17 protein-coding genes are annotated in these 23,404 nt (G+C 39.9%); 11 read left to right on the top strand and 6 right to left on the bottom strand.

What is annotated here, in order from left to right; translation table 11 throughout:
- The first annotated feature begins 121 nt into the window (after window positions 1-121).
- From AC13EX_RS07430 to AC13EX_RS07400, 7 genes are all read left to right on the top strand, one after another.
- Window positions 122-1,075 (top strand): NAD-dependent epimerase/dehydratase family protein, encoded by a 954-nt coding sequence (locus AC13EX_RS07430; protein WP_048644498.1) that lies wholly within the window; start codon window positions 122-124, stop codon window positions 1,073-1,075.
- Window positions 1,057-1,566: a copper resistance protein NlpE N-terminal domain-containing protein gene (locus AC13EX_RS07425; protein WP_482892173.1), complete on the top strand. Its 510-nt coding sequence runs from the start codon at window positions 1,057-1,059 to the stop codon at window positions 1,564-1,566. The genes AC13EX_RS07430 and AC13EX_RS07425 overlap by 19 nt, the downstream gene beginning before the upstream one ends.
- 170 nt (window positions 1,567-1,736) lie before the next feature.
- Entirely contained in the window at window positions 1,737-2,435 is a 699-nt protein-coding gene (locus tag AC13EX_RS07420; RefSeq protein WP_482892172.1) for a carbohydrate-binding family 9-like protein, read from the top strand.
- Window positions 2,436-2,641: 206 nt separating this feature from the next.
- Entirely contained in the window at window positions 2,642-5,215 is a 2,574-nt protein-coding gene (locus tag AC13EX_RS07415; protein ID WP_482892171.1) for a calcium-translocating P-type ATPase, PMCA-type, read from the top strand.
- A gap of 113 nt (window positions 5,216-5,328) precedes the next feature.
- The gene (locus AC13EX_RS07410) at window positions 5,329-5,799 is read left to right on the top strand and encodes a nuclear transport factor 2 family protein (RefSeq protein WP_482892170.1); all 471 of its coding nucleotides are present in this window, start codon (window positions 5,329-5,331) and stop codon (window positions 5,797-5,799) included.
- Window positions 5,800-5,881: 82 nt separating this feature from the next.
- Entirely contained in the window at window positions 5,882-6,364 is a 483-nt protein-coding gene (locus AC13EX_RS07405) for a GNAT family N-acetyltransferase (RefSeq protein WP_482892169.1), read from the top strand.
- 36 nt (window positions 6,365-6,400) lie between these two features.
- Window positions 6,401-7,855, top strand: coding sequence for a sulfatase family protein (locus AC13EX_RS07400; RefSeq protein WP_482892168.1), 1,455 nt, complete (start codon window positions 6,401-6,403; stop codon window positions 7,853-7,855).
- A gap of 68 nt (window positions 7,856-7,923) precedes the next feature.
- Here AC13EX_RS07400 and AC13EX_RS07395 read toward each other — a convergent pair whose 3' ends face one another.
- Both AC13EX_RS07395 and clpB read right to left on the bottom strand, forming a co-directional pair.
- A complete protein-coding gene (locus tag AC13EX_RS07395) occupies window positions 7,924-9,504 on the bottom strand; it encodes a ThuA domain-containing protein (protein ID WP_482892167.1) in 1,581 nt (526 codons plus the stop codon).
- Window positions 9,505-9,816: 312 nt separating this feature from the next.
- Window positions 9,817-12,432, bottom strand: coding sequence for an ATP-dependent chaperone ClpB (clpB, locus tag AC13EX_RS07390; RefSeq protein ID WP_482892166.1), 2,616 nt, complete (start codon window positions 12,430-12,432; stop codon window positions 9,817-9,819).
- Between the two features lie 251 nt (window positions 12,433-12,683).
- On the opposite strand from clpB, the gene AC13EX_RS07385 reads away from it, so the two are divergent.
- From AC13EX_RS07385 to AC13EX_RS07375, 3 genes are all read left to right on the top strand, one after another.
- On the top strand, window positions 12,684-14,120 hold the full coding sequence (locus AC13EX_RS07385; protein WP_482892165.1) for a sulfatase: 1,437 nt from the start codon (window positions 12,684-12,686) through the stop codon (window positions 14,118-14,120).
- A gap of 265 nt (window positions 14,121-14,385) precedes the next feature.
- Window positions 14,386-15,435, top strand: coding sequence for a dual-specificity RNA methyltransferase RlmN (rlmN, locus tag AC13EX_RS07380; protein ID WP_482892164.1), 1,050 nt, complete (start codon window positions 14,386-14,388; stop codon window positions 15,433-15,435).
- 65 nt (window positions 15,436-15,500) lie between these two features.
- Window positions 15,501-16,124 carry a TetR/AcrR family transcriptional regulator gene (locus AC13EX_RS07375; RefSeq protein WP_482892163.1) on the top strand — a complete coding sequence of 208 codons (624 nt, stop codon included), beginning with the start codon at window positions 15,501-15,503 and terminating at the stop codon, window positions 16,122-16,124.
- Between the two features lie 12 nt (window positions 16,125-16,136).
- Here the strand turns inward: AC13EX_RS07375 and AC13EX_RS07370 are convergent, their stop codons facing one another.
- The 4 genes from AC13EX_RS07370 to AC13EX_RS07355 are packed head-to-tail and all read right to left on the bottom strand — an operon-like array spanning window position 16,137 to window position 20,137.
- Window positions 16,137-17,060: a rhomboid family intramembrane serine protease gene (locus tag AC13EX_RS07370; RefSeq protein ID WP_482892162.1), complete on the bottom strand. Its 924-nt coding sequence runs from the start codon at window positions 17,058-17,060 to the stop codon at window positions 16,137-16,139.
- 6 nt (window positions 17,061-17,066) lie between these two features.
- Window positions 17,067-17,858, bottom strand: coding sequence for a rhomboid family intramembrane serine protease (locus tag AC13EX_RS07365; RefSeq protein WP_048642152.1), 792 nt, complete (start codon window positions 17,856-17,858; stop codon window positions 17,067-17,069).
- A gap of 16 nt (window positions 17,859-17,874) precedes the next feature.
- Window positions 17,875-19,728: a DNA mismatch repair endonuclease MutL gene (mutL, locus tag AC13EX_RS07360; protein ID WP_482892161.1), complete on the bottom strand. Its 1,854-nt coding sequence runs from the start codon at window positions 19,726-19,728 to the stop codon at window positions 17,875-17,877.
- Complete coding sequence (locus AC13EX_RS07355; protein WP_482892160.1) at window positions 19,721-20,137, bottom strand: hypothetical protein; 417 nt, start codon at window positions 20,135-20,137, stop codon at window positions 19,721-19,723. Before AC13EX_RS07355 ends, mutL begins: the two co-directional genes overlap by 8 nt.
- Window positions 20,138-20,388: 251 nt before the next feature.
- Here AC13EX_RS07355 and AC13EX_RS07350 point away from each other — a divergent pair, with 251 nt between their 5' ends.
- Complete coding sequence (locus AC13EX_RS07350) at window positions 20,389-23,358, top strand: serine hydrolase domain-containing protein (protein WP_482892159.1); 2,970 nt, start codon at window positions 20,389-20,391, stop codon at window positions 23,356-23,358.
- Window positions 23,359-23,404: the final 46 nt, after the last annotated feature.

Here is a 23,404-nt window from a genome sequence, read left to right as displayed (position 1 = left end):
ATGGAAACAAACCACCATTTTGAATAAACACTAAACTTACGATTTTTAAAGATTAATGACACATAATTGTAATAAAATTCTGAAATTGGCAATTGAATTAGACATAATCAAAATAAAGCCAATGGATAAAATACTCGTAACCGGATCTGCTGGACAGTTAGGGACAGAACTAACACAAATGTTATGTGAGGTATATGGACCTGATGCAATTATTGCTTCTGACCTTAATCAAGAAGCTGCGGCAAAATTCCCTTATTGCCAATTTGCAAAACTAGACGTAATGGATCAGGTGAGTTTTAAAGACATCATCATCAAAGAAAATGTCACCCAGGTTTATCACCTTGCTGCAATCTTATCAGCCACAGCCGAACGAAATCCACTTTTAGCATGGAAGCTGAACATGGACAGTTTATTGATCTTACTTGAGTTAGGAAAAGAACTAAAATTAGACAAAATATTTTGGCCCTCATCCATCGCTGTATTTGGCAAAGAAAGCCCTAAACTACTTACCTCCCAAAATGCCGTGCAAAGCCCAAATACCGTCTATGGCATTTCTAAGATGGCTGGTGAAAGCTGGTGTGATTATTATTTCCAACACCACAATGTAGACGTAAGAAGTATTAGATTCCCTGGGCTAATTGGGTACAAATCAAAACCAGGAGGAGGCACCACTGACTATGCGGTAGATATTTTTTATAAGGCAATGAAAGGGCTACCTTTTGAATCTTTTCTAGAAAAAGACACCCGCCTACCTATGATGTACATGCCAGATGCCATTAATGCTACCTTAAAGCTAATGCAAGCACCAAAGGAAAACATCAAAGTAAGGTCCAGTTACAACCTGGCAGCCATGGACTTTACCCCTGAAGAAATATTTTTGGAATTGAAAAAATATTATCCAAATTTTAAAATAAATTACGCTCCCGATTACAGACAGGAAATTGCAGCAAACTGGCCTCAATCAATCGATGATCAAAGAGCACAGCAAGACTGGAATTGGCTTCCGGAATATGACCTGGCCCAAATGACCGAAGACATCCTAAAAAACCTACCCGAATGGCTAGACAAAAATTAGACGCTATGAAAAGACTAACCATAATGCTACTTGCACTATTAGTATTTGCTTGTGATAGCCCTTCTGAAGAAAAGAAATACGATGAGGGATCAGAATCTTCCCCTTCCCTTGAGAAAGAAATTGTTCTTGACAATACAGAATCTACCTGGATAAATTATGCCGGTGTTCTCCCTTGTGCAGATTGCTCAGGGATTAAAACAGAATTGAAGCTTGAGAATAGCCCGGAAAAACTGGAACGCACCTACGAACTGACAGAAACTTACCTTGAAACCAAAGACGGTGACCGTAAGTACACCACTTCTGGAATTTATGAGGTGATTTATGGCCTTAAAGACAATCCTGGTGCAATGGCCATCCGGCTTTTGGATGACAGCTCATCTCCGATAAAAAGCTTTATGCAAGACAAAACTGGAAAATTAACCCTTTTGGATCAGGAAGAAGAAATCATCTCCTCCAAACTTAATTATTCTCTGGAATTGGTTAGTCCATAAATTAAAACCTCTACTACCTTGATTTGGCTTTAGCTTATTGCTTTAAATTCTACGATCATTTAAGATAAAAATTACCTGCAAACCATGAGGTCAAGCCGTTAACCCAACAATTTAGTAAGGTGCTGGCTACGAGAGAAAAATCATTAGGAAATATGAAGAAGCCCTTTAAAATGAATAATATATTTAATCAGTTTATCCTATCCTTCACAGTAATATTACTATTGGCTTCTTGTGGAGAATCACCGCCCTCAAAGCTTACCATTCCTTATTCTGAAAAAGATATACAGGTTGATGGTGTAATTGATTCCGAAGAGTGGAGTCAAGCTGCCATAATTGAGAAATTGATCGCTCCTTGGGAAAATGATGCTACTGATAAAACACTGTTAAAGGCTTTTGTTTCCAGCAATTATTTCAATTTCAGCTTCCAAGTTTGGGACCAAACCCTAGTAACGATACCTTTCGAGAGAGAACTGTCTGTGGCAGCTGGTGATCGGGTTGAATTGTTTTTTTCAGGTGACAGCACCTTAGCAAAGTATTACTGTATCGAAATGGATCCCAATGGAAATGTTCTTGATTATTCAGCCGAACATTACCGTGAATTTAATGAATCTTGGGACTTTAAAAATATAAACGTGGCAACAGAAATCACCGACAAGGGCTACAGTGTGGAAGGTAGGATTCCTTTAGCTGAACTAAATGAATTGGGGATTTCTACCCCCTTTTATCTAGGTGTTTTCAGAGCAGATTTTAAAAAGCCACAGAGCAAAGATATTAGCTGGTATTCCTGGATAAAACCCCAAAACCCAACACCTGACTTTCATATTCCATCTGCATTTGCACAGACTAAATTTGAAGCGCCAATCAAGTAACGGCATTTAGAAAAAATAGAGAATACAGTTTGAGAAATGAAATAAAATTCAGTCTTTCAAACCATTGCAACGGTCAGCAATTTAAATTATATTGACCATTTAAAGTGAAGTAACTAATATTTGCTCAAGCCCAAAATAGGCGATAGTCTTTCTATTTCCCAAAGGAAGCCCTATCAGTACCTGCATCCTTACTAATTCAAATAAAGATGAATTATCACGGTCAATCCACCTCAAAAATCTATCAGGAGCTTAACACAAGTAAACAAGGTTTGGATAGTACAGAAGCCGAAAAGAGGAAAACGCAATATGGACCAAATGAGCTTGTTCAAAAAAAGAAGATTTCTATCTTTCGTTTATTCCTTCATCAGTTTAAGGATGTAATGATTCTTATTTTACTGGTAGCGGCAGTAATTTCTTTCATCGTAGGGGATAGCAAAGACACCATTGTCATTTTAATCATTGTTTTTCTGAATGCAATTATTGGTTTTGTACAGGAATACCGAGCAGAAAAAGCAATGGAAGCCTTAAAGAAAATGTCCTCCCTCAATGCAACATTGCGCAGAGCTGGCACCATTGTCCAGGTTCCTGCAACTGAAGTGGTCCCTGGGGATATAGTAATAATTGAAGCTGGTATGTTGGTGCCCGCAGACCTTCGACTAATACAAACCCATGTTTTAAAAATTGAAGAAGCATCACTCACAGGGGAATCGCATGCAGTAACAAAATCCTCTGATAAGATAACTTCTGAAAATGTACCTTTAGGCGACCGCTTAAATATGGCCTACAAATCCACTACCATCACCAATGGCAGAGGGGAAGGAATTGTAGTGGCCACAGGGATGAATACGGAAATCGGTCGCATAGCACAACTATTACAAGAGGACAAAGTGAAAACACCCTTGCAGAAAAGGTTGGCAGATTTTGCCAAGAAATTGTCCTTTGCTGTAATCGGGATTTGTATTGCTTTATTTATTGCTGGATGGCTCCGTGGTGAACAGCCTATACAAATGCTATTGACAGCCATTTCCGTAGCTGTAGCAGCTATTCCAGAAGCCTTACCTGCTGTTATAACCATTGCGCTGGCCCTCGGTGCAAAACGCATGGTTCGTCAAAATGCCCTCATTAGGAAATTGCCTGCAGCTGAAACATTAGGAGCCGTTAGCTATATTTGTACTGATAAAACAGGTACCATCACCCAAAATAAAATGACTGTAAACGATTGTTGGGTTTCACCGGAAGCCAAAGCAATCGATGATTATTCACCAGAACAGTTGATGCTGCTGGGGATGGAACTTAATCATGATGTTACTACAGATGAAAACAATGAACTAGTAGGTGACCCCACCGAAACAGCCCTGGTAGATTATACCCGGAAAAATAAAAACTATAACCCACAATGGCGCATTGATTTTAAACGCGCTTATGAGTTCCCCTTTGATTCCGATCGGAAAAGAATGACCACAGTCTATCCTTTTAACGGGAAATGGCTGGTCGTTACAAAAGGTGCAGTAGAAAGGCTTCTCAGCATTTGCCCAGCTAACAAAACCGAAGTCATTAACGCTAAAACAGAACAATTTGCACAAGAAGGCAAGCGAGTACTGGCCTATGCCATCAAAGAAATATCCGAGCTTCCCCAACAAATCACAGCTGAAAACTTTGAAAAGGAGTTGAGTTTTATAGGACTTGCAGCGATGATTGACCCTCCTCGAGCCGAATCAATACAGGCCATTACCGATTGTCATGCTGCAGGGATCACTGTAATCATGCTTACAGGAGATCATCCCATAACCGCAAAAGCCATAGCTACAGAAACTGGAATTTTACAGGATGCAACAGACATGATCGTCACCGGTACCCAACTTGCAAAGTTTACGGATCAGGAATTTCAAGACAAACTTGATTCCATTAAAGTGTTTGCGCGGGTATCTCCTGAGCAAAAGCTAAACATTGTCAAAGCCCTTCAAAATAAGAATCATTTTGTAGCCGTCACTGGAGATGGGGTAAATGATGCCCCTGCTTTGAAACGTGCCGATATAGGCGTTGCAATGGGTATTACCGGTACTGATGTATCGAAAGAAGCAGCCGACATGATCCTACTGGATGACAATTTTGCTACAATTATTCTTGCCGTTCGTGAAGGTCGAAGGATATTTGACAATATTCGCAAATTTGTAAAGTACATCCTGACGGGAAATAGCGGGGAAATTTGGACCATCTTTTTAGCCCCTTTATTGGGACTCCCCATCCCCCTTATTCCCATACAAATTTTGTGGGTTAATTTAATTTCCGATGGCTTGCCTGCCCTGGCATTTGCTGCCGAACCTGCAGAAGAAAACATACTGAACCGACCACCACGGAAAAACAATGAAAGCATTTTTGCAGGCGGAATTGCCACCCACATATTATGGGTGGGACTACTTATGGGCCTTGTATGTCTAGGTACACAGGCTTGGGCCATTCATAATGAAAACTCTAAATGGGCCACAATGGTATTTACAGTACTTAGCCTTTCACAGATGGGGCATGCTTTGGCCATTCGCAGTGATATTAAATCCCTTTTCGCAATGGGTATTTTCGGCAACAAACAATTGATCTTCGCTGTATTGGTAACCCTGGGATTGCAGTTGGCCGTGATTTACATGCCTTTTTTACAAAGTGTGTTCAGAACACAGAACCTCACTCTATCAGAATTAGCCCTATGCCTTGGCTTGTCTAGCATAATATTCTGGTCGGTAGAAACAGAAAAATGGATCAAAAGATTAAAAAAACAATCCCCTTAAATAAACCCCTAAAGAGTATCCGCTTAGGTTAAAAGAAAACTAATTGATAAATTGGACTTAAAGAAAGGCATTCTCTCTACCAATAAAGGAGAGCAACAAGCAAATAATATTGAATGGACAATAACGAATTACTAAAGAAATTCTACACCTCCTTTTCTAAAGGGGATAGCAAAGGAATGGTAGAATGCTACCACGAAAACATCGTTTTCCAAGACCCTGTCTTTGGCACTTTAAAAGGAAAGCGAGCCTGCCAAATGTGGGAGATGTTACTTTCCAATAAAAAGACCGACACGAAAATTAGTTTTGACATCAGACGTGTTTCTGATGAAAGAGGAAAGGTGAACTGGGTGGCTGAGTATGTTTATGGAGAGAAAAAAAGAAAAGTGACCAATAAGGTTAGTGGAGAGTTTAGATTTAAAGACGATAAAATTATCGAACATATCGATTCATTTAATTTATGGAAATGGACAAGGCAAGCGATGGGAGCCGTAGGATACCTGCTTGGTTGGACACCATTTATGAAAAGCAAAATTCAGAAAACCACCAATAAAAAATTAAATCAATTTATTGCTAAGCAAACTTGATTGCCGGAGGAACATCCTATGACCTCACTTACCTAAGGAGTCTTCCATCAGTCTGAGACAATAAAATGCCAGAATTCCTACAATGATAAAATTAAGACCCGCCACGATCAAAGACCTCGAATTGCTTAAATATTGGGACAAGCAACAGCATGTAATTGAATGTGATCCTGATGAGGACTGGGATTGGGAAAAAGAATTGGCACGAAAACCTGCTTGGCGCGAGCAATTGGTGGCAGAATTGAATGACGATCCAATAGGCTTTGTACAGATCATTGACCCCTACGAGGAAGAGACCCATTATTGGGGTGATATAGCTCCCAACAAAAGAGCCATAGATATTTGGATTGGGGAAGAAAGAAACTTGAATAAAGGCTATGGCACGGCCATAATGAAACTAGCGATAGAACTATGTTTCAGCCAAACAGAGGTAGATGGCATTTTAATCGACCCCTTAAAATCGAATACCAAAGCCCATAAATTTTATGAAAAAATTGGGTTTGAGTTTGTCGAAGAGAGGTTTTTTAATGACACTGCTTGTTATGTTTACGAATTGAAGCCAAGATAAGCCATGCTTCCTTTAATCTATGATAAAATTTATCCAATGAAAACTGCACTTTTTTTCTTCTCCCTACTCCTACTTTCAAGCTGTAAACAAGAAAATCAAACTGAGACGAAGGAAACACCCCCCAATATCATTCTAATTATGGTAGATGACCTAGGTAAAGAATGGGTTAGCCATTACGGGGCAGAAGATATATCGACACCAAATATTGATGCCTTGGCCAAAAGTGGAGTCACTTTCAACAATGTATATTCAATGCCACAATGTACGCCTACAAGGGTCACCTTATTAACAGGCCAATACCCCTTCAAACATGGATGGGTAAACCATTGGGATGTCCCACGCTGGGGTGGTGGTGCACACTTCGATGAAACAATGAATCCCTCCATAGGTATAGCCATGAAAGAAGCTGGATACACCACTTGTATCGCAGGTAAATGGCAAATTGATGATTTTCGCGTTGAACCGGATGCATTGCTAAGGAATGGTTTTGATGAATTTTGTATGTGGACAGGTTATGAATCAGGAATAAAGGCAAGTGCTAACCGATACCAGGATCCCTATATCTTTACAAAAGAGGGAAGCAAAACCCACAAAGGAGCATTTGGCCCTGATGTATTTAAAGATTTTATAATTGACTTTATTGACCATAATAAAAAGAGCCCCATGTTTATTTACTTCCCCATGGTTCTCACCCATACACCTTTTGTAAATACTCCGACGGACTCAGCCACCGACAATTTGGGAAAGCATAAAGCCATGGTAAAATACACTGATCGAATAACTGGTGAAATAATTCAGGCACTTGAAAATGCTGGAATCAGGGACAATACAATCGTTTTGTGGACCACTGACAATGGGACAACTGGAGCCATCACTGGGAAAAGAAATGGGTTAAAGGTACAAGGTGGAAAGGCAAAAACAATTGAACCAGGAATTAGCGCGCCCTTTATTGCCAGTTGGCCTGGAAAGATCAAAGGGAATAGAATTTCTAATGCATTAATTGATTTCACAGATTTTTACCCGACTTTTCTTGATTTAGCAGGCCAAGCAGTTCAAAGGGAGCACACCATTAATGAAAAGACCTATGAGATCGATGGTTACTCATTTAAGGATGTTTTACTTAAAAACGTAGATGAATCCAAGCGAGAATGGATACTTGGTATGGGTGGTGGAAACAACGCTGCGCTCACTCAAAACGGAGTTGAAAATCAATACCTATTCAGAGATCGGGTCTTGAGAAACAAAAAGTACAAACTGTATATCAATTCAAATAGAGAGCCCGAAGCTTTTTTCGATTTATTACAGGATGCTGAGGAAAGCAATAACCTGATCGACAGCCTTAACTCAGAAGAGCGAAAAAGTAACTTCAAGCAGCTTTATGAAGTAATAGCTACTTTTCCTGAAAAGGACCATGACCCCAAGTACCTGCCAAACCCCTCTCAAGCATGGGATGTAGAGGTTACCGAAGAAAGTCAGCTTTGGAAAAAGTAGAAATCGCCTATTTCAGTATTCTCTTAAATTACAACAATCAAAGTCTTAAAACTTCCTTAAAGCCGTCGCTATTTTTCTTCCTTCCCAACCCAATTAATCGCGTTGCTTAAGATTTGCTGAAATGCTGGAGCAGTAAATGACTTGGCATCATGCCCTAAGAGGGTCTGAAAAACCCGACCTTTCCCATAATGGTATACCCATCCCAATGGTTCTTCCTTCCCTGTGACTTTAGACTTGGCGGTAAACAAAGGGACAATGGTTTGATCACCCTTTTGATTGAAATACAATTCATCAAATGTGGAAAAATCATCTATCCCTGAAGTAATAGCATGTTCACTATTGGAGATTTTGACCATGAATTCACCATAAGAATCATGGCCACTGTCTGCATTGTGATCCCAAACCCTACTAACGATCTTCCTGTACTCTGCCCAATCCGATTCACTCGCTTTTGGTAAAGAGAAGTGGAAAGCTCCATTCGCAAAATGCAACACCATTAATCCACCTCCTTGATTCAAATAATTAACAAATGAATTTTTAGACGCTTCTGACAATCCTCTGGGATCTTCCCAATTCGCATAGTTTAGGATTAGAGCATCATAATCATCAAGATCATATTGGGAAAGGTCATCAATGTTTGTGGAAATATCCACATAGAAATCACTATTACCTTCGATGGCAGATTTAATAAGTGGAGAAGTTTTCTCCCATGGGTGTGCGGGATGATGATTTCCTGTCAACAGCAAGGCTTTTCGGGACTTTTCATACAAAAATTGGGTCACTTCAGCATCCTCATAAAACTTTGCTTCAACTCCTCCCCTAGGGATCTTTGCTCCTGCTGCCCAGACAATCCCATTTAGGATCATTTTCCTAAAGTTGTCATTCTCCCAATTGGAATAAAAATGTCCCATGGTAGTGCTAAAACCTCTACCCCCATCCTGCCTTTCTACAGCCCAAGCTACAGCATTGCCATTGTCCTCCACGCCTTCCAATTCCGGAACTTCCGCTATAAGCTTTAAACGATTGTCATGAGCCTGAAAACGAATATTGTAATAAAATTCATCTTTCAGCTTGAAAGGTTCGATGCCAGATAAAATGGGGTGTTTGGCATTAGGGAACACAAGCTTACTCTCCATGGTCTTTATTGCTGAATACCAATTCCTTTCCCCTTGTTCATCCTGCCAGTCAAAATAGCCACCTCCCCATTCCAAAACCTTCTTACCATTTTCATCTGATGCGAAAGTTGAAAAATGAATTAGGGACAATCCGCAGCCCCTTTCCATTTGTTTTTGCATTATTTTCATTCGCTCTTCGGCCATAAATGGAACTTCAGAACCCAAATGTCCATCTCGACCATCGGAAACAAAAAGTACAAGATCAGCTTCATCCAAGCTTTGAATATTTTCAGGCCAACCATTAAAATGAATCTCCGTAGTTATGCCCTCCACATTGGAATTGTCCAACATGGTTTTAATCAGCCTTATAGATTTAATGTATTCATGAACTTTGGGTCCATGGCTTTTTGGACCTGCTATCAGTACTATTTTTTTTGATTTAGCCAATGGCGCTAATTCCGAAGCCTCTAAAAGTTGCAGTGCAGAGAAAAAACAAATAAAAAACAGCAGTTGAAAAGAGAATAATTTATGCATTGAATGGGCTAATTGTTCTAAACTTGATTAAGAATATATTATATGCTTAATATATAAATATTTAACCCAGTTTCAAAAGCTTAAAACACCAACCACATGGCAAGCTGTTTATCCATTTTTCATTGGACACAAAAAAACAGCCAACCCGAAAACGGGTTGGCTGTCCAACTAATAAACCCAATTAACCAAACTCTATAAAACTTAACACAATAACCATTCCATTACTTAATGCTGAAAGAAGTTATCGCGCTACTATTACTCGATATAATCGCTTCCCTGTACAATTAGGCAATGGCATTGCCTAATTAGGGATTAACTTACTTCTACATTATCTATGTTTTTGAAATAAATCTGATTCTCTGCATCAAGGTCTACCAACACTGCGCCATCATTCTTAACATATCCACTCAAGATTTGTTTAGATAATTCGTTAAGCACCAACCTTTGCATTGTTCTTTTTAATGGTCTGGCACCATATTGAGGATCAAAACCTACCTCTCCCAAATAATCCAACACTTCCTGAGTTGCGTCAATCTCTATACCGGCTTCAGACAAACGATCTTGAATCTCTCTCCATTGTATGTCCACAATTTTTCGAAGAATCTCCTTATTTAGTGGCTCAAACATGATGGTCTCATCTATACGATTTAAGAATTCAGGTCGCATGGATTTTTTCAACATATTGAAAACCTCCTCCTTAGTAGTTTCCATCACTTCTTCCTTGTTGAATTCATTGATGGTCTCAAATCGCTCCTGAATCAAATGAGAGCCTATATTGGTGGTCATAATGATGATGGTATTTTTAAAGTTAGCTACTCGACCTTTGTTGTCAGTAAGCCTACCATCGTCCAATACCTGCAAGAGAATATTGAACACATCAGGATGTGCTTTTTCAATTTCATCAAGCAGCACTACTGAATAAGGTCTTCTTCTGACAGCTTCTGTAAGTTGACCTCCTTCATCATAACCTACATATCCTGGAGGTGCTCCTACCAGCCTGCTGACCGCATGCCTTTCCTGGTATTCAGACATATCAATCCTAACCATGGCATTTTCATCACTAAACAAGTACTCTGCCAAGGCTTTGGCCAACTCTGTTTTACCCACCCCTGTTGTTCCTAGGAATATGAATGAACCTATCGGTCTTTTGGGATCCTGCAATCCAGCTCGGCTTCTTCTCACCGCATCCGACAGCGCCACAATGGCCTCTGTCTGTCCAGCTACACGTTTTCCAAGTTCTTCTTCTAAGTGAAGCAGTTTTTCTCTTTCACTTTGGATCATTTTAGACAATGGAATTCCTGTCCATTTACTCACTACGGCTGCAATGTCTTCCGCATCCACTTCTTCTTTTAATAAAGGAGAGCCCTCTTGCATTTCTTTCAATTGCTGCTTAAAGGATTCCAGTTTTTTCTCACTTTCCACAATCTTACCGTAGCGAATTTCAGCTACCTTACCAAAGTCACCACCTCTTTCTGCCTGTTCTGCTTCAATCTTGAACTTGTCAATGTTTTCTTTTTCGCGTTGGATGCCTTGGATAACCGCCTTCTCACTTTCCCATTTGCCTTTTATTTCCTGTCTTTTCTCAGTTAAATCTGCCAATTCCTTGCTAAGGACTGTTTCTTTATCCTTGTTCTTCTCTCTACGAATGGCTTCCCGCTCAATTTCCAATTGCATGATACGCCTGTTCATTTCATCCAGCTCCTGAGGCAGAGAATCAATCTCCATCCTCAACTTCGCCCCTGCCTCATCCATCAAATCTATGGCTTTGTCAGGCAGGTATCGATCTGTAATGTACCGTTGAGAAAGCTCAACAGCAGCAATCACTGCATCATCTTTAATCCTTACACCATGGTGCAATTCATACTTGTCCTTGATCCCTCTTAAAATAGAAATGGCATCAGCTACATCCGGCTCATCCACTACTACTTGCTGAAACCTTCGTTCAAGCGCTTTGTCTTTTTCAATGTACTTCTGATACTCTTTTAGGGTAGTGGCTCCAATTGCATGTAACTCACCCCTAGCCAAGGCAGGCTTCAACAAATTGGCAGCATCCATTGCTCCCTCTCCACCTCCACCGGCGCCTATCAAAGTATGGATCTCATCTATGAAAAGAATAATTTCTCCGTCTGAATCTGTAACTTCCTTGATAACAGATTTAAGCCTTTCCTCAAATTCACCTTTGTATTTGGCTCCTGCCACCAACAAACCCATATCTAAAGAGATAAGAATTTTGCTTTTAAGGTTTTCAGGTACATCTCCACTAACTATACGCTGGGCCAGCCCTTCCACAATGGCCGTTTTACCAACTCCTGGTTCTCCTAAGAGAATCGGATTGTTTTTTGTCCTTCTGGCCAAAATCTGTAAAACCCTTCTGATCTCCTCATCCCTACCGATTACAGGGTCAATTTTCCCTTTTTTGGCCAGTTCATTTAGGTTTTTAGAGTATTTTTCTAATGACCTGTACTTTGATTCTGCATTTTGATCAGTCACCTTATTTCCTTTTCTAAGTTCCTTAATAACTTCTATTAACCTCTTTTCATTTAGCCCCTGATCCTTCAATAGCTGAGCTACTTTCTCCGATCCGGCCAAAACTCCTAATAACAAATGTTCTACAGCCACAAATTCATCACCAAAAGTTTTAAGGTAATTCTTAGCCTTGGTTATAGCCTCATTGGTTGCATTGGATAAATAAGGCTGTTGCCCACTAACTTTTGGGTATTGGGCAATGATTTCATCCAGTTTTTGAAGAACCAAGTCAGAATTAACCTCCAACTTCTTAAATAAAAACTCCCTTACATTGACGTCTTCCTGAATTATACCTTTTAATAAATGAGCTGGCTCTATAAGCTGTTGTTGCTCAGAGGTGCAAAGCTCCAAAGCCTTTTGAATCACCTCTTGTGATTTTATAGTAAATTGCTTGAAATCCATATCGCTCTTTTGATTATTTTTTGAATATTTTGTATTGCTTATTATCCATTTATCAAATATGAAACCAAACGATTTTTTAAGCCAAACACTGTAATTATGTCCGATTTCGGTCATAAAAAAAGAGAAAAACGGCCTTTTTGACAGAGATTGTATATATTTATTAGTGAAGATTTGTTCCTCTTTAAAATCTCTAGCTATAATTTCATTGTATTATTTACCTTTACATTTTAAAGGCCTGACCAATTAATCGTATGAAAAAAATATTGATACTTCTTTACATAGGATTGGTAGCGAGCTCTTGTCAGAAAAAGGAAGAGCAAAAACCAAACTTCGTATTTATTCTTGTTGATGATCTTGGATGGGCAGATGTTAAAGCCAATTACCCTGATAGTTTTTATGAAACGCCCAACCTAGACCGAATGGCTTCGGAAGGGATTCGATTTACACAGGCTTACGCAGCCCACCCTGTCTGCAGCCCCACCCGAGCGGCGTTGATGACCGGAAAGCATCCCAACAGGCTAGGTATCACAGATTGGATCCCTGGCTTTGATAAGTTTGAGGACCAACGCCCAATTGTCACCCCTCCCATTCGCGATGAACTTGCTCTGGAAGAAACGACTCTAGCTGAAAAGTTAAAAGAAAATGGATATCAGACCTATTTCATTGGCAAGTGGCATTTAGGCGAAGAAGAAAAATACTGGCCGGAATATCAGGGATTTGATAAAAACATCGGTGGGTGGCGCGTAGGAGCTCCTCAGCTAAAAAAGGGCCTGAGCAATGGCTATTACGCCCCTTATGGGAATCCAAAACTTCCTGATGGTCCTGAAGGCGAATACCTAACGGACAGGTTGACAAATGAAAGTTTGCAATTGATTCAGGAAAATTCTGACAAGCCGTTTTTGCTGTATCTTTCATTTTACAGTGTGCACACGCCCATACAAGCGGCCCCAAAAAAGCATAAGTACTTTATTAATAAAAAAGCAAAAATAACCTTAGAGGAAGGCCAACCTAGCTACAGACAAGAAGGTGATGGGCAAACCAAACTGATTCAAGACAATGCAGCCTACGCCTCTATGGTGGCTGCAATGGACGAAAATGTGGGCAGAATACTAAAGGAGCTAAAAGAAAAGGGACTTGATGAAAACACCTGGGTAATCCTTACGAGTGACAATGGAGGCCTGTCCACCTTGTACGGAGAAGGTGCGCCTACGGCCAATGGACCATTAAGGGCAGGAAAAGGATGGTGTTATGAGGGAGGAATACGGGTGCCTCTAATCATCAAAGGACCTGGAATCAAAATGCCAGGTAAAGTAACAGATTTACCTGTCACAAGCATGGATTTTTTCCCTACCTTACTCAGTATTGCTGGATCCAATTTTGAATCCAATGACGGGATAGACCTTTCTTCATTCCTTACAGGAGGTAAGGCCCCTGAGAGAGACCTCCTCTTTTGGCATTACCCACAATACCATGGAAGCGCATGGAAGCCAGGCTCAGCTATAAGAGAAGGGAAGTGGAAATTAATTCATGACTACGAAAGCGGTGAGAACCAACTCTTCGATCTTGAAAATGACCCAGGGGAAAATCAAGACCTATCGCATAGTCAGCCAGAAATGGTGGTAGCTTTGGAGGGTAAACTAATGAAAGAATTAGAAAAAACAGGTGGTAAACTTCCTTCTAGAAAATAGCTCGAAATTTAGAACCTTAAAAATAACAATTGGAATTTTGAACCTTTAATGGCTAAGAGGCTGTTAAACCCGAAATATGCAATAGACATTCTATTACGTGCTGAAATCGCTATAAAATCAGCCACTTCGTTGCTGTTTTCAATTTCACCATAGCGGTGCTATGCTAAAATCTCCAAACAGCCTGATTTTCTTGCGATTGCAACACCCATCACGAATCCTATTACATAATCCGGGTTAAATTCGCGTTCGAATCAAATCAAAAATCATGCAGACAGAAAAAAAACAAGACATTAGAAAATTAGAGCTCGCAGAACTAGAAGCTTATTTTCTCTCTGTAGGTGAAAAAAAGTTTCGAGCCAAACAGGTCTACGAGTGGCTTTGGAACAAATCATTGAAAAACTTTGATGACATGAGCAATATCTCTAAATCTACCAGAGAGATATTGAAATCCAATTTCACCATCAACCACATTCTAGTAGATCAATTTCAAAGGAGCAGTGATGGCACCATAAAAAATGCCGTCAAGTTATACGATGACAATATTGTAGAGTCTGTGCTTATCCCTACCTCAAAAAGAATTACAGCTTGTGTTTCATCTCAGGTTGGCTGTAGCCTAGATTGTAACTTTTGTGCTACTGCGAGGTTAAAAAGAATGCGTAACTTAAATCCTGATGAAATATATGATCAGGTCGTTGCTATTCAAGAAGAGGCCAGCTTGTATTTCGATAGGCCCCTGACCAATATTGTATTTATGGGAATGGGCGAACCTTTACTTAACTACCAAAATGTGTTGTCTGCCATTGATAAGATTTGTTCCCCAGAAGGGTTAGGAATTTCCCCAAAACGTATCACATTATCTACAGTTGGTATAGCCAAGATGATACGTAAACTGGCTGATGATGAGGTTAAATTCAATTTGGCCCTATCTTTGCATTCAGCAATCGACGAAACACGAACAAGACTAATGCCAATCAATCAAGTCAATACCGTTGAGGATCTTGCTTTGGCTCTGAAATATTGGTACAGTAAAACAAAAAGAAAAGTCACCTATGAATATGTCATTTGGGACGGGATCAATGATGACGAAAAACATGCACGTGCCTTGGCAAAGTTCTGCAAGCATGTGCCATCGAAAGTCAATATTATCCAGTACAACCCAATTGATGAAGGAGAATTTCGCCAAGCATCACCAGATAAGATTGAGCTTTACCTTTCTGTGTTGGAATCAGCAGGTATAGTTGCTAAAGTAAGAAAATCTCGGGGACAGGATATTGATGCTGCTTGTGGTCAATTGGCGAATAAAAACGAATTATAACGGCTTTGCGTTATTTAGGGTTGGAGGGTGTTCTAAATAATTTAAATACAAAGTAAAGTATTGTTATGAATCCAAACCAAATCATCGATAAAGTTCTTCCAATATTAGCTGAAAAATCTTACCATAACTTGGAGCTAGAATCGATTCTGGAAAGCGCTAACTTATCTCAGGAAGATTTCTTTACAGCATTTAATAACCTGAACGATCTGCTTACAAAGGCTTTTTATCGATTGTGTGATGAGGCTGATGGTTTTTCAAAATCAATTGACAAATTCTCCTGCTCTCTTGACAAGTTATACCACTTATTAGATAATATCTACCATCTACATATTCAGTATCAATTCTATTTCTTTAATCTACTGGAAATAATGAAAAACCAGGAGCTTATCAAAGATCGATACTTAGATATGATTGCGCTAAGAAAAACGCAATTGATACATCTCTTTAAGTTATTAGCTACAGAGGGTTATTTTGCCGAAGAAAAGTTTCCGGGAAGTTTTGAAAACCTTGCCAACCAAATGTTTATGCTGTCCGATTATTGGCTAATCCATAATCAGATTGTTTTTGGTCCAGATGATATTCGCTTGCCCTACTACAATAAGCTTATATTTTCTGCAGTTCTCCCCTACCTTACCGAAAAAGGATTGGTTGATTATAAGAAAATTCTGGGCTATGAAAAGCTTAATTAATTGTGCTTGGCATTAAGCGTCTTTGTTGCTAAAGTCAAACAACTTGCGTTTTTCTTCTTTGGTAAGATTATCGTAGCCCTTATCAGCAATTTTATCTAAAATCCGATCTATTTCTTCTTGTGTGCTTCTACTTGTAGAACTACTAGTGGAGGAACTCATAGTGGTTTTTTTCCTCGAAGCCTCCCCATCCCGTCTGTAAGTCACTTTTACTTTAGGCTTTTGTGAGAACAACTTTTCAAAAAACACCCCTACTGCTTGTACAGGCTTACCTAAATCTATCCCTTTATTCAGTTGAAGAATATAAACAAAGCCCATTGCTGCTCCTCCCAAATGAGCCAATTCCCCACCGGCATTCGCTCCGTCAGAATTGGCAAAGGCCACAAGCACGTAGAAAATTGCGATGTATTTGATTTTTACCGGCCCTATCAAAAGCAGTTGAAACTGGGTATCAGGTCGTAAAGTGGCCGCGGCTACCACTATGGCGTATACTCCGGCACTTGCTCCAAGCATTAAAGCACCATCAACCCTATCATTGAAATAAGGGGCAATATTATAAAGGATCATATAAAGTAATCCTCCGGCAATTCCGCCAAGGATATACAAATTGACCAACTTTCTACTTCCCAGGTACTCTTGCACTAACAAGCCGAACCAATAAAGAAACAGCAAATTGAATATTATATGCAAGAAGCCTTCATGCAAAAACATATAGCTTATGATCGTCCAGGGCTGCATTAAAAACTGGGGAATAGCTGCTGGCATCATAAAAACAGAGATGATTGAACGATAAGTGGCTTCTGCCCCACCTATTGTCAAGAATACCCTAAGCACCATCAATACCAGAAAGGCCAATAAGTTGATGGCAATTATCTTGTAGAGACCGTTGTTTTTATGGTCAAATGCATGTCTGATATGGTACCAAAACCCTCCGTACATATTCTTTTAATAAAAATTTTGTCTGTCCCTTTTCCAATAAGTCACCAAAACTGCCCCTATCAATAATCCTGATAAGTGGGCAAAATGGGCTACATTGTCTGTGGGATTAGATACAAATATATTATAAACTGTGTATAGTCCATAGAACAAGACAAGGTATTTTGCCCTTATGGGCATTGGTGGGAAAAGCAAAAACAGCTGGGTATTGGGAAAGAGCATTCCAAATGCAATCAGAATACCAAACAAGGCACCGGAAGCACCCACCATTGGTATGTTTGCTTTCAGATCTCTTATTCCAAGCATATTCCTTTTCGCCCTCTCTTGTAACTCAGTATTATCAGCATCGCGACTGTACTCATCTATAAAATCATAGATTCCGGCATTGAAGTAATGACTGTTGTCTGAAACAAAGCGATTGAATTCTTCAGGATCAGGATTTTCCGCGAATGTTTCAATCCTATTGTTTAATTGACCCATATTGTAAGCCACATACCCGGAATACAACACCCCTGAACCTACACCACACACCATCCATAAAATCAGGATTTTTTTAGGCCCTAGAAATTGCTCTAGTAAGGGGCCAAATATAAATAGCCCAAACATATTGCTCAACAAATGCCAAAAGTCTGCATGCATAAACATGTAGGTGACAAATTGAAAAGGCATGAAATTCCTACTGTCTATATAATACAAGGCAAAAAGTCCTTTCAATTGCGGAAGGAAAAAAGAAGCTATTACATGCATACCCACCGTGATCAGTAATAGGTTTTTCACAATGGGTGTAAGGGCTCTAAACATAAGTTCGTGTTTTAATTCAGGAATAAAAAAAGCGATCGATTTTATTTAAATCCAATTTGATAAAGGTTTTGCTTCCTTCAGGGCTGTAATTGGGGTTTTGACAGGCAAATAATTGACCTGCAAGATTCTCCATTTCCTGGCTTTGTAGCTTATCACCTCTTTTAATGGAGGTTTTCTTTGCCAAAGACCGGGCAAGGTTTTCTTTTTTAGTTAATGAAAGTTCATTTTTAAAATGCTTGAACTGCTCCAATAATTCTTCAAACAGCACTTTTTCACTGGCAATATGTATATCAGCAGGCACACCATTGATAAGAATAGCATGTTGGCCAAACTCCGTCAATTGAAAACCAAGGTCATTGAGCTCCTCCTTTAGGTCCATGACCAAAGAGAAATCCGCAGGACTTAGTCTAATGTTTTGAGGAAAAAGACACTGCTGTGATGCTCCTTTCGATTGATCCAATTGACTTGCATACCGCTCATATAAAATTCGCTGGTGCGTTGCCTGTTGGTCAAAGATAAGCAATCCTGAAGAAGTTTGAGTAACAATATATGCCTGTTCCACCTGAAAGGTATTCCCTGTACCAATAGAAGGTTTGTTAATCTCACCAATGGTAGTCTCATCCCTACTATTTACTTTACTGGGAAAAGTTTTAAGCTCTTGCTGCCCTATATTGTCCTTTTCAGGATCAAAATTTATAGCACGCTCCTCATGGTCTTTATGAAACAATTGCTCCCAACCTTTGGCATCCTTATTGGCCATTCCTGGCCCTCTATAGGTCCTGTAATTGTTCTCCAGCCCTACCTCTTTTCTTTTTTCTGTATCCTGACTCCAATTGTCAGTGAAGTTGACATCCAAACTGAAATCTATGGTGGGTACCACATGATGAGCACCTAAAGCCTGCTTTACAGCAGCCCTTACTACACCATATATGGTTCGTTCATCATCGAATTTAATTTCCGTTTTTGTAGGATGCACATTTATATCGATATGTTTGGGATCAATCTCTAGAAAAAGCACATAAAACGGATGATGATCAGGTCCAATTAAGGATTCAAAAGCCGTACTAACAGCATGCCCAAGGTAATTGCTTTTTATGTATCGATTATTGACAAAGAAATACTGGTCTCCTCTTGATTTTTTTGCTTGTTCAGGCTTTCCAATATAACCATGAATATCAATATGAGGGGATTCTTCCTGACAAACGATCAGCTTATCTCTATATTGTTTGCCAAAAATCCCTACAATCCTTTTGCTTAATTTCCCACCGGCTAATTTAAAAAGCTCCATGTCGTTTTGATAAAACGAAAATGACACTTTTGGATAAGCCAAAGCCACTCGCTGAAATTCTTCAACCAGGTGCTTGGTTTCTACCGCATTGGATTTAAGAAAATTTCTTCTTGCTGGGACATTGCAAAAGAGATTCTTTACCGAAACAGAGGTGCCTCTTTGGTATACAATAGGTTCTTGCTTTTTGACTGTAGAGCTCTCTATTTGAATTAGGGTTCCCAATTCATCCTCTTCCCGTTTGGTCTTTAGCTCCACCTGAGATACCGCTGCGATGGAAGCCATGGCTTCCCCCCTGAATCCATGCGTTCTGATATTGAACAAGTCGGCTGACTGTTTAATTTTAGATGTAGCATGTCTTTCAAAGCACATCCTAGCATCAGTAACGGACATTCCTAGTCCATCATCAATTACCTGAATCAGCGATTTACCCCCATCTTTGATCACTACCTGAATCGATTCGGCTTGCGCATCAATGGCGTTTTCCAAAAGCTCCTTCAAAGCTGAGGCCGGTCTTTGTACTACCTCACCAGCCGCTATCTGGTTGGCTATAGCATCCGGCAACAGTTGAATCATATCATTCATCTTTCTTCCGTGGTTTTAGCTTAAACAAGCCAAATAAAAGCGCTCCGGTGGCAGCTAAATAAAGAAAATAATAACCTACTACTGGCCCAAAATAAATGTAAGAACCGAAGCCTCCAGTTAATAATATAACTATAATCATTCGGACCAAGCCGGTTTTCTCCATGATCTTGGTCGGTTGCTTTTTAATTGGGCTACCGCTGGTAAATGCTCCTCGGATGGTAGATCCTTTTCCCGACATCCTTCTCTCAAGTAGCGCTTCCTCTTCAGGAGTAAGCACTCCCTTACTTTCCAGATCCTTTTTGATCATTTCCGTCCTGCTTGCTATCTCTTCCTTTACGGGATCGTAATGTCTAGGGTTGATGTTAAACCTACTTGGCCGATTTACTCTAAATATGGATGGAAAATTCATTTTGCCTGATTTTTAATTGCTTAACAATTTTTAGATTCAAAAAACAAGTCTTTTGGTTTCCCATTGGTGACAATATTCCCCAACAAAACCAACTGAACCCTCAACTGCCTTACTGTGTTTTGAATAAAATTTATTCTATTCATCACTTTTACATAGGTAGAAGTAGGGATTTTATGTAAGTTTGAATCAAATGCCGTGTGATTTACACAAAGTTATTCTTAAATTATTACCAATAAAATTTTAACACCCCCATGTGGCAAAAAGTTTACGCAATGTTTTTCTGTTGCCTTCTTTTGATAGGATTGGTGTCAGGTCACGATGTCTCTGAACCAAGGGATCCCTTGGTTAGCGAAAATTCAATTGCTCAAAGCAATTGGGTAGACAGTGTCTTCAACAGCCTTACCTTCGAAGAAAGACTTGGACAACTTTTTATGGTAGCCGCCTATTCAAACAAAGGACAGGCACATGTCAATAACATCTCAAAATTAATCGAAGAGGAGAACCTCGGAGGTCTAATTTTCTTTCAGGGAGGACCTGTAAGGCAAGCCAATCTAACCAACTATTACCAAGAGATCTCTAAAACCCCGCTCTTCATCGCAATGGATGCAGAATGGGGTATAGGCATGCGCCTTGATAGTGTGCTAAACTTCCCAAAACAAATGACCCTTGGGGCGGCCAAAAATGACGCCCTGGTCTATCAAATGGGGAAAGAAATTGCCAGGCAGTTTAAAGAAATTGGTATGCACATTAATTTTGCTCCAGTAGTAGATGTAAACTCCAACCCAGCCAACCCTGTGATAGGTTACCGCTCCTTTGGCGAAAGGAAAGAATTGGTCAGCAACAAATCTCTTGCATACATGCGCGGAATGCAGGACAATGGCATCTTGGCTAATGCCAAACATTTTCCCGGACACGGTGACACCAATTCAGATTCTCACTATACCACACCCGTCATTAACAACAGCAAGGCCAGAATAGTGGATGTGGACTTGTATCCCTACAGAGAGATGATTGATGAAGGATTGATGAGTATCATGGTTGCCCACCTGCATATTCCAAGCTTAGGAAGCGAAGCCAATCTCCCCACAACCCTGTCTCCAAAGGTAGTCACCCAGCTACTTAAGGAAGAAATGAACTTCAAGGGACTAATTTTTACTGACGCCCTCAACATGAAAGGGGTCAGCAGTCTATACAAACCGGGAGAAGTGGAACTTATGGCTTTACTTGCAGGCAATGACGTTTTATTGTACGCAGAAGATGTACCCAAATCCAAAACACTTATTTTACAGGCTGTAGCAGATGGAAGAATCAGTCAGGAAGAAATCGACCAAAGGGTTAGAAAAATCCTGAATGCCAAATACTGGGCAGGCCTTCACAAGCAACAAAAAGTAGATACCCATAAGTTGGTTGAGCGAATTTCCAACTTTGGAACTAAAGCACTTATTGAACAATTGTACGCCTCCTCCTTAACTGTGGTGAACAATGAAAATGATTTGATACCTGTAAAGCACCTGGATCTTGAAAAAATGGCATCCCTCACTTTAGGAAATAAAGGGGAAACATTCAAAAAATACCTAAGCAAATACGCCGAATTCAAACACTTTACATTAAGGGCCAATAGCAATCAGAACAACTTCCAGGCAATGGAAAAAAACCTGGAAGAATTCAGTACCATCGTAGTGGGAGTAATGGGCATGACCAATAATTCACGAAGGAATTTTGGATTAAATAATGATGAAATAGCTTTTATCAATCGATTGCAAAAAAACCATAAAGTCATCACTGTTGTTTTTGGAAATGCATATTCCGCCAATAGGTTTAAAGACCTCGACAATTTGGTAATGGCTTATGAAAGAAATGAATTCACTGAGCAATTAGCACCTCAAGTTATTTTTGGAGGTAGGGAAGGCACGGGAAAACTCCCCATCAGCCTGCAAGCGTCTTGGGAAGAAGGTCAAGGGGTAAAGACAAAAACCTTACATAGACTGGCTTATTCCACCCCTGAGGCCCAGGGAATGGACAGCAGAGAGTTGATGAAAATTGATAGATTAATGGAGAATGCCATTGCTCGCAAAGCTACACCAGGAGGGTCTATCCTTATTGCAAAAAATGGCTCGGTAGTGTTCGAAAAGACCTATGGTCATTACGACTATACCCACCAACAAGCTGTAACTGACAAAACACTCTACGACCTGGCTTCGCTTACAAAGGTAATGGCTACGACACAAGCGATCATGTTCTTGAACAGCAGAGAAATGATTAACTTGGATGACCAGCTAAAAATACACTTGCCTGAATTGGAAGGCACCAATAAGGGAGACATTACAATACGGAATATCCTGACCCATGAAGCGGGGCTTACACCCTATATCCCCCATTTCAGTAACACCTTAGAGGGAAGTAATTGGAAGCCCGAGTATTACAGTCATCAAAAAAGCGAACAATACCCTCTGGAAATAGCAAATGGGATTTATGGCAATAAGTCCCTTCCAGATAGCGTATGGAAATGGACCGTGGCTTCAAACCTAAGGTATAGCGGTACCAAAAGCACAAAATACAACTACAGGTATTCAGATGTAGGCATGTACCTTTTACATAAGCTAATTGAAAAGTTGGTCAACCAACCTATGGAAGAATTTTTGGAACAGCAATTTTATGCTCCATTAGGCATGTACCAATTTGGCTATCTTCCCTTAAAAAGGTTTAAGTCTGATCAGATAGCACCTACAGAATTAGACAACTTGTTCAGAAAAACCCTGGTTCAGGGCTATGTACATGACCCCGGAGCCGCACTTTATGGAGGAGTAGCGGGTCATGCCGGTCTATTTGGTAATGCCAATGATCTGGCTAAAATGATGCAGATGATGCTGCAAAATGGGAAATACGGATTGGAGGAACCTATAGATCAGGCCACCATAGAAAAATTTACCAGCAAGCAGTCCTTTCAGAGCAGAAGAGGCTTGGGATGGGACAAGCCCGATCCTAAAAAGGATAAAGGACCAACAGGTAATCTTGCCTCTCCAAGCACTTTTGGACACACAGGATTTACAGGAACTGCTGCTTGGGCAGATCCGGAACAACAGTTAATTTATATTTTTCTTTCCAATCGGGTTCACCCAAATGCAGGAAATAACCAACTTTTAAGAGACAATGTTCGTTCTGACATTCAGGACATCATCTATCAATCTATAGAAAATAGATTTCTTTTGGCAGATAAATGAACAAAACAGTACTTGTGTAGTGTTTAAGATACTTACAATAAAATCT

Source organism: Cyclobacterium sp. L-R (assembly GCF_056859355.1).
Note: the sequence above shows the minus strand (reverse complement) of the source record. Positions and strands in the feature narration are given on the sequence as shown.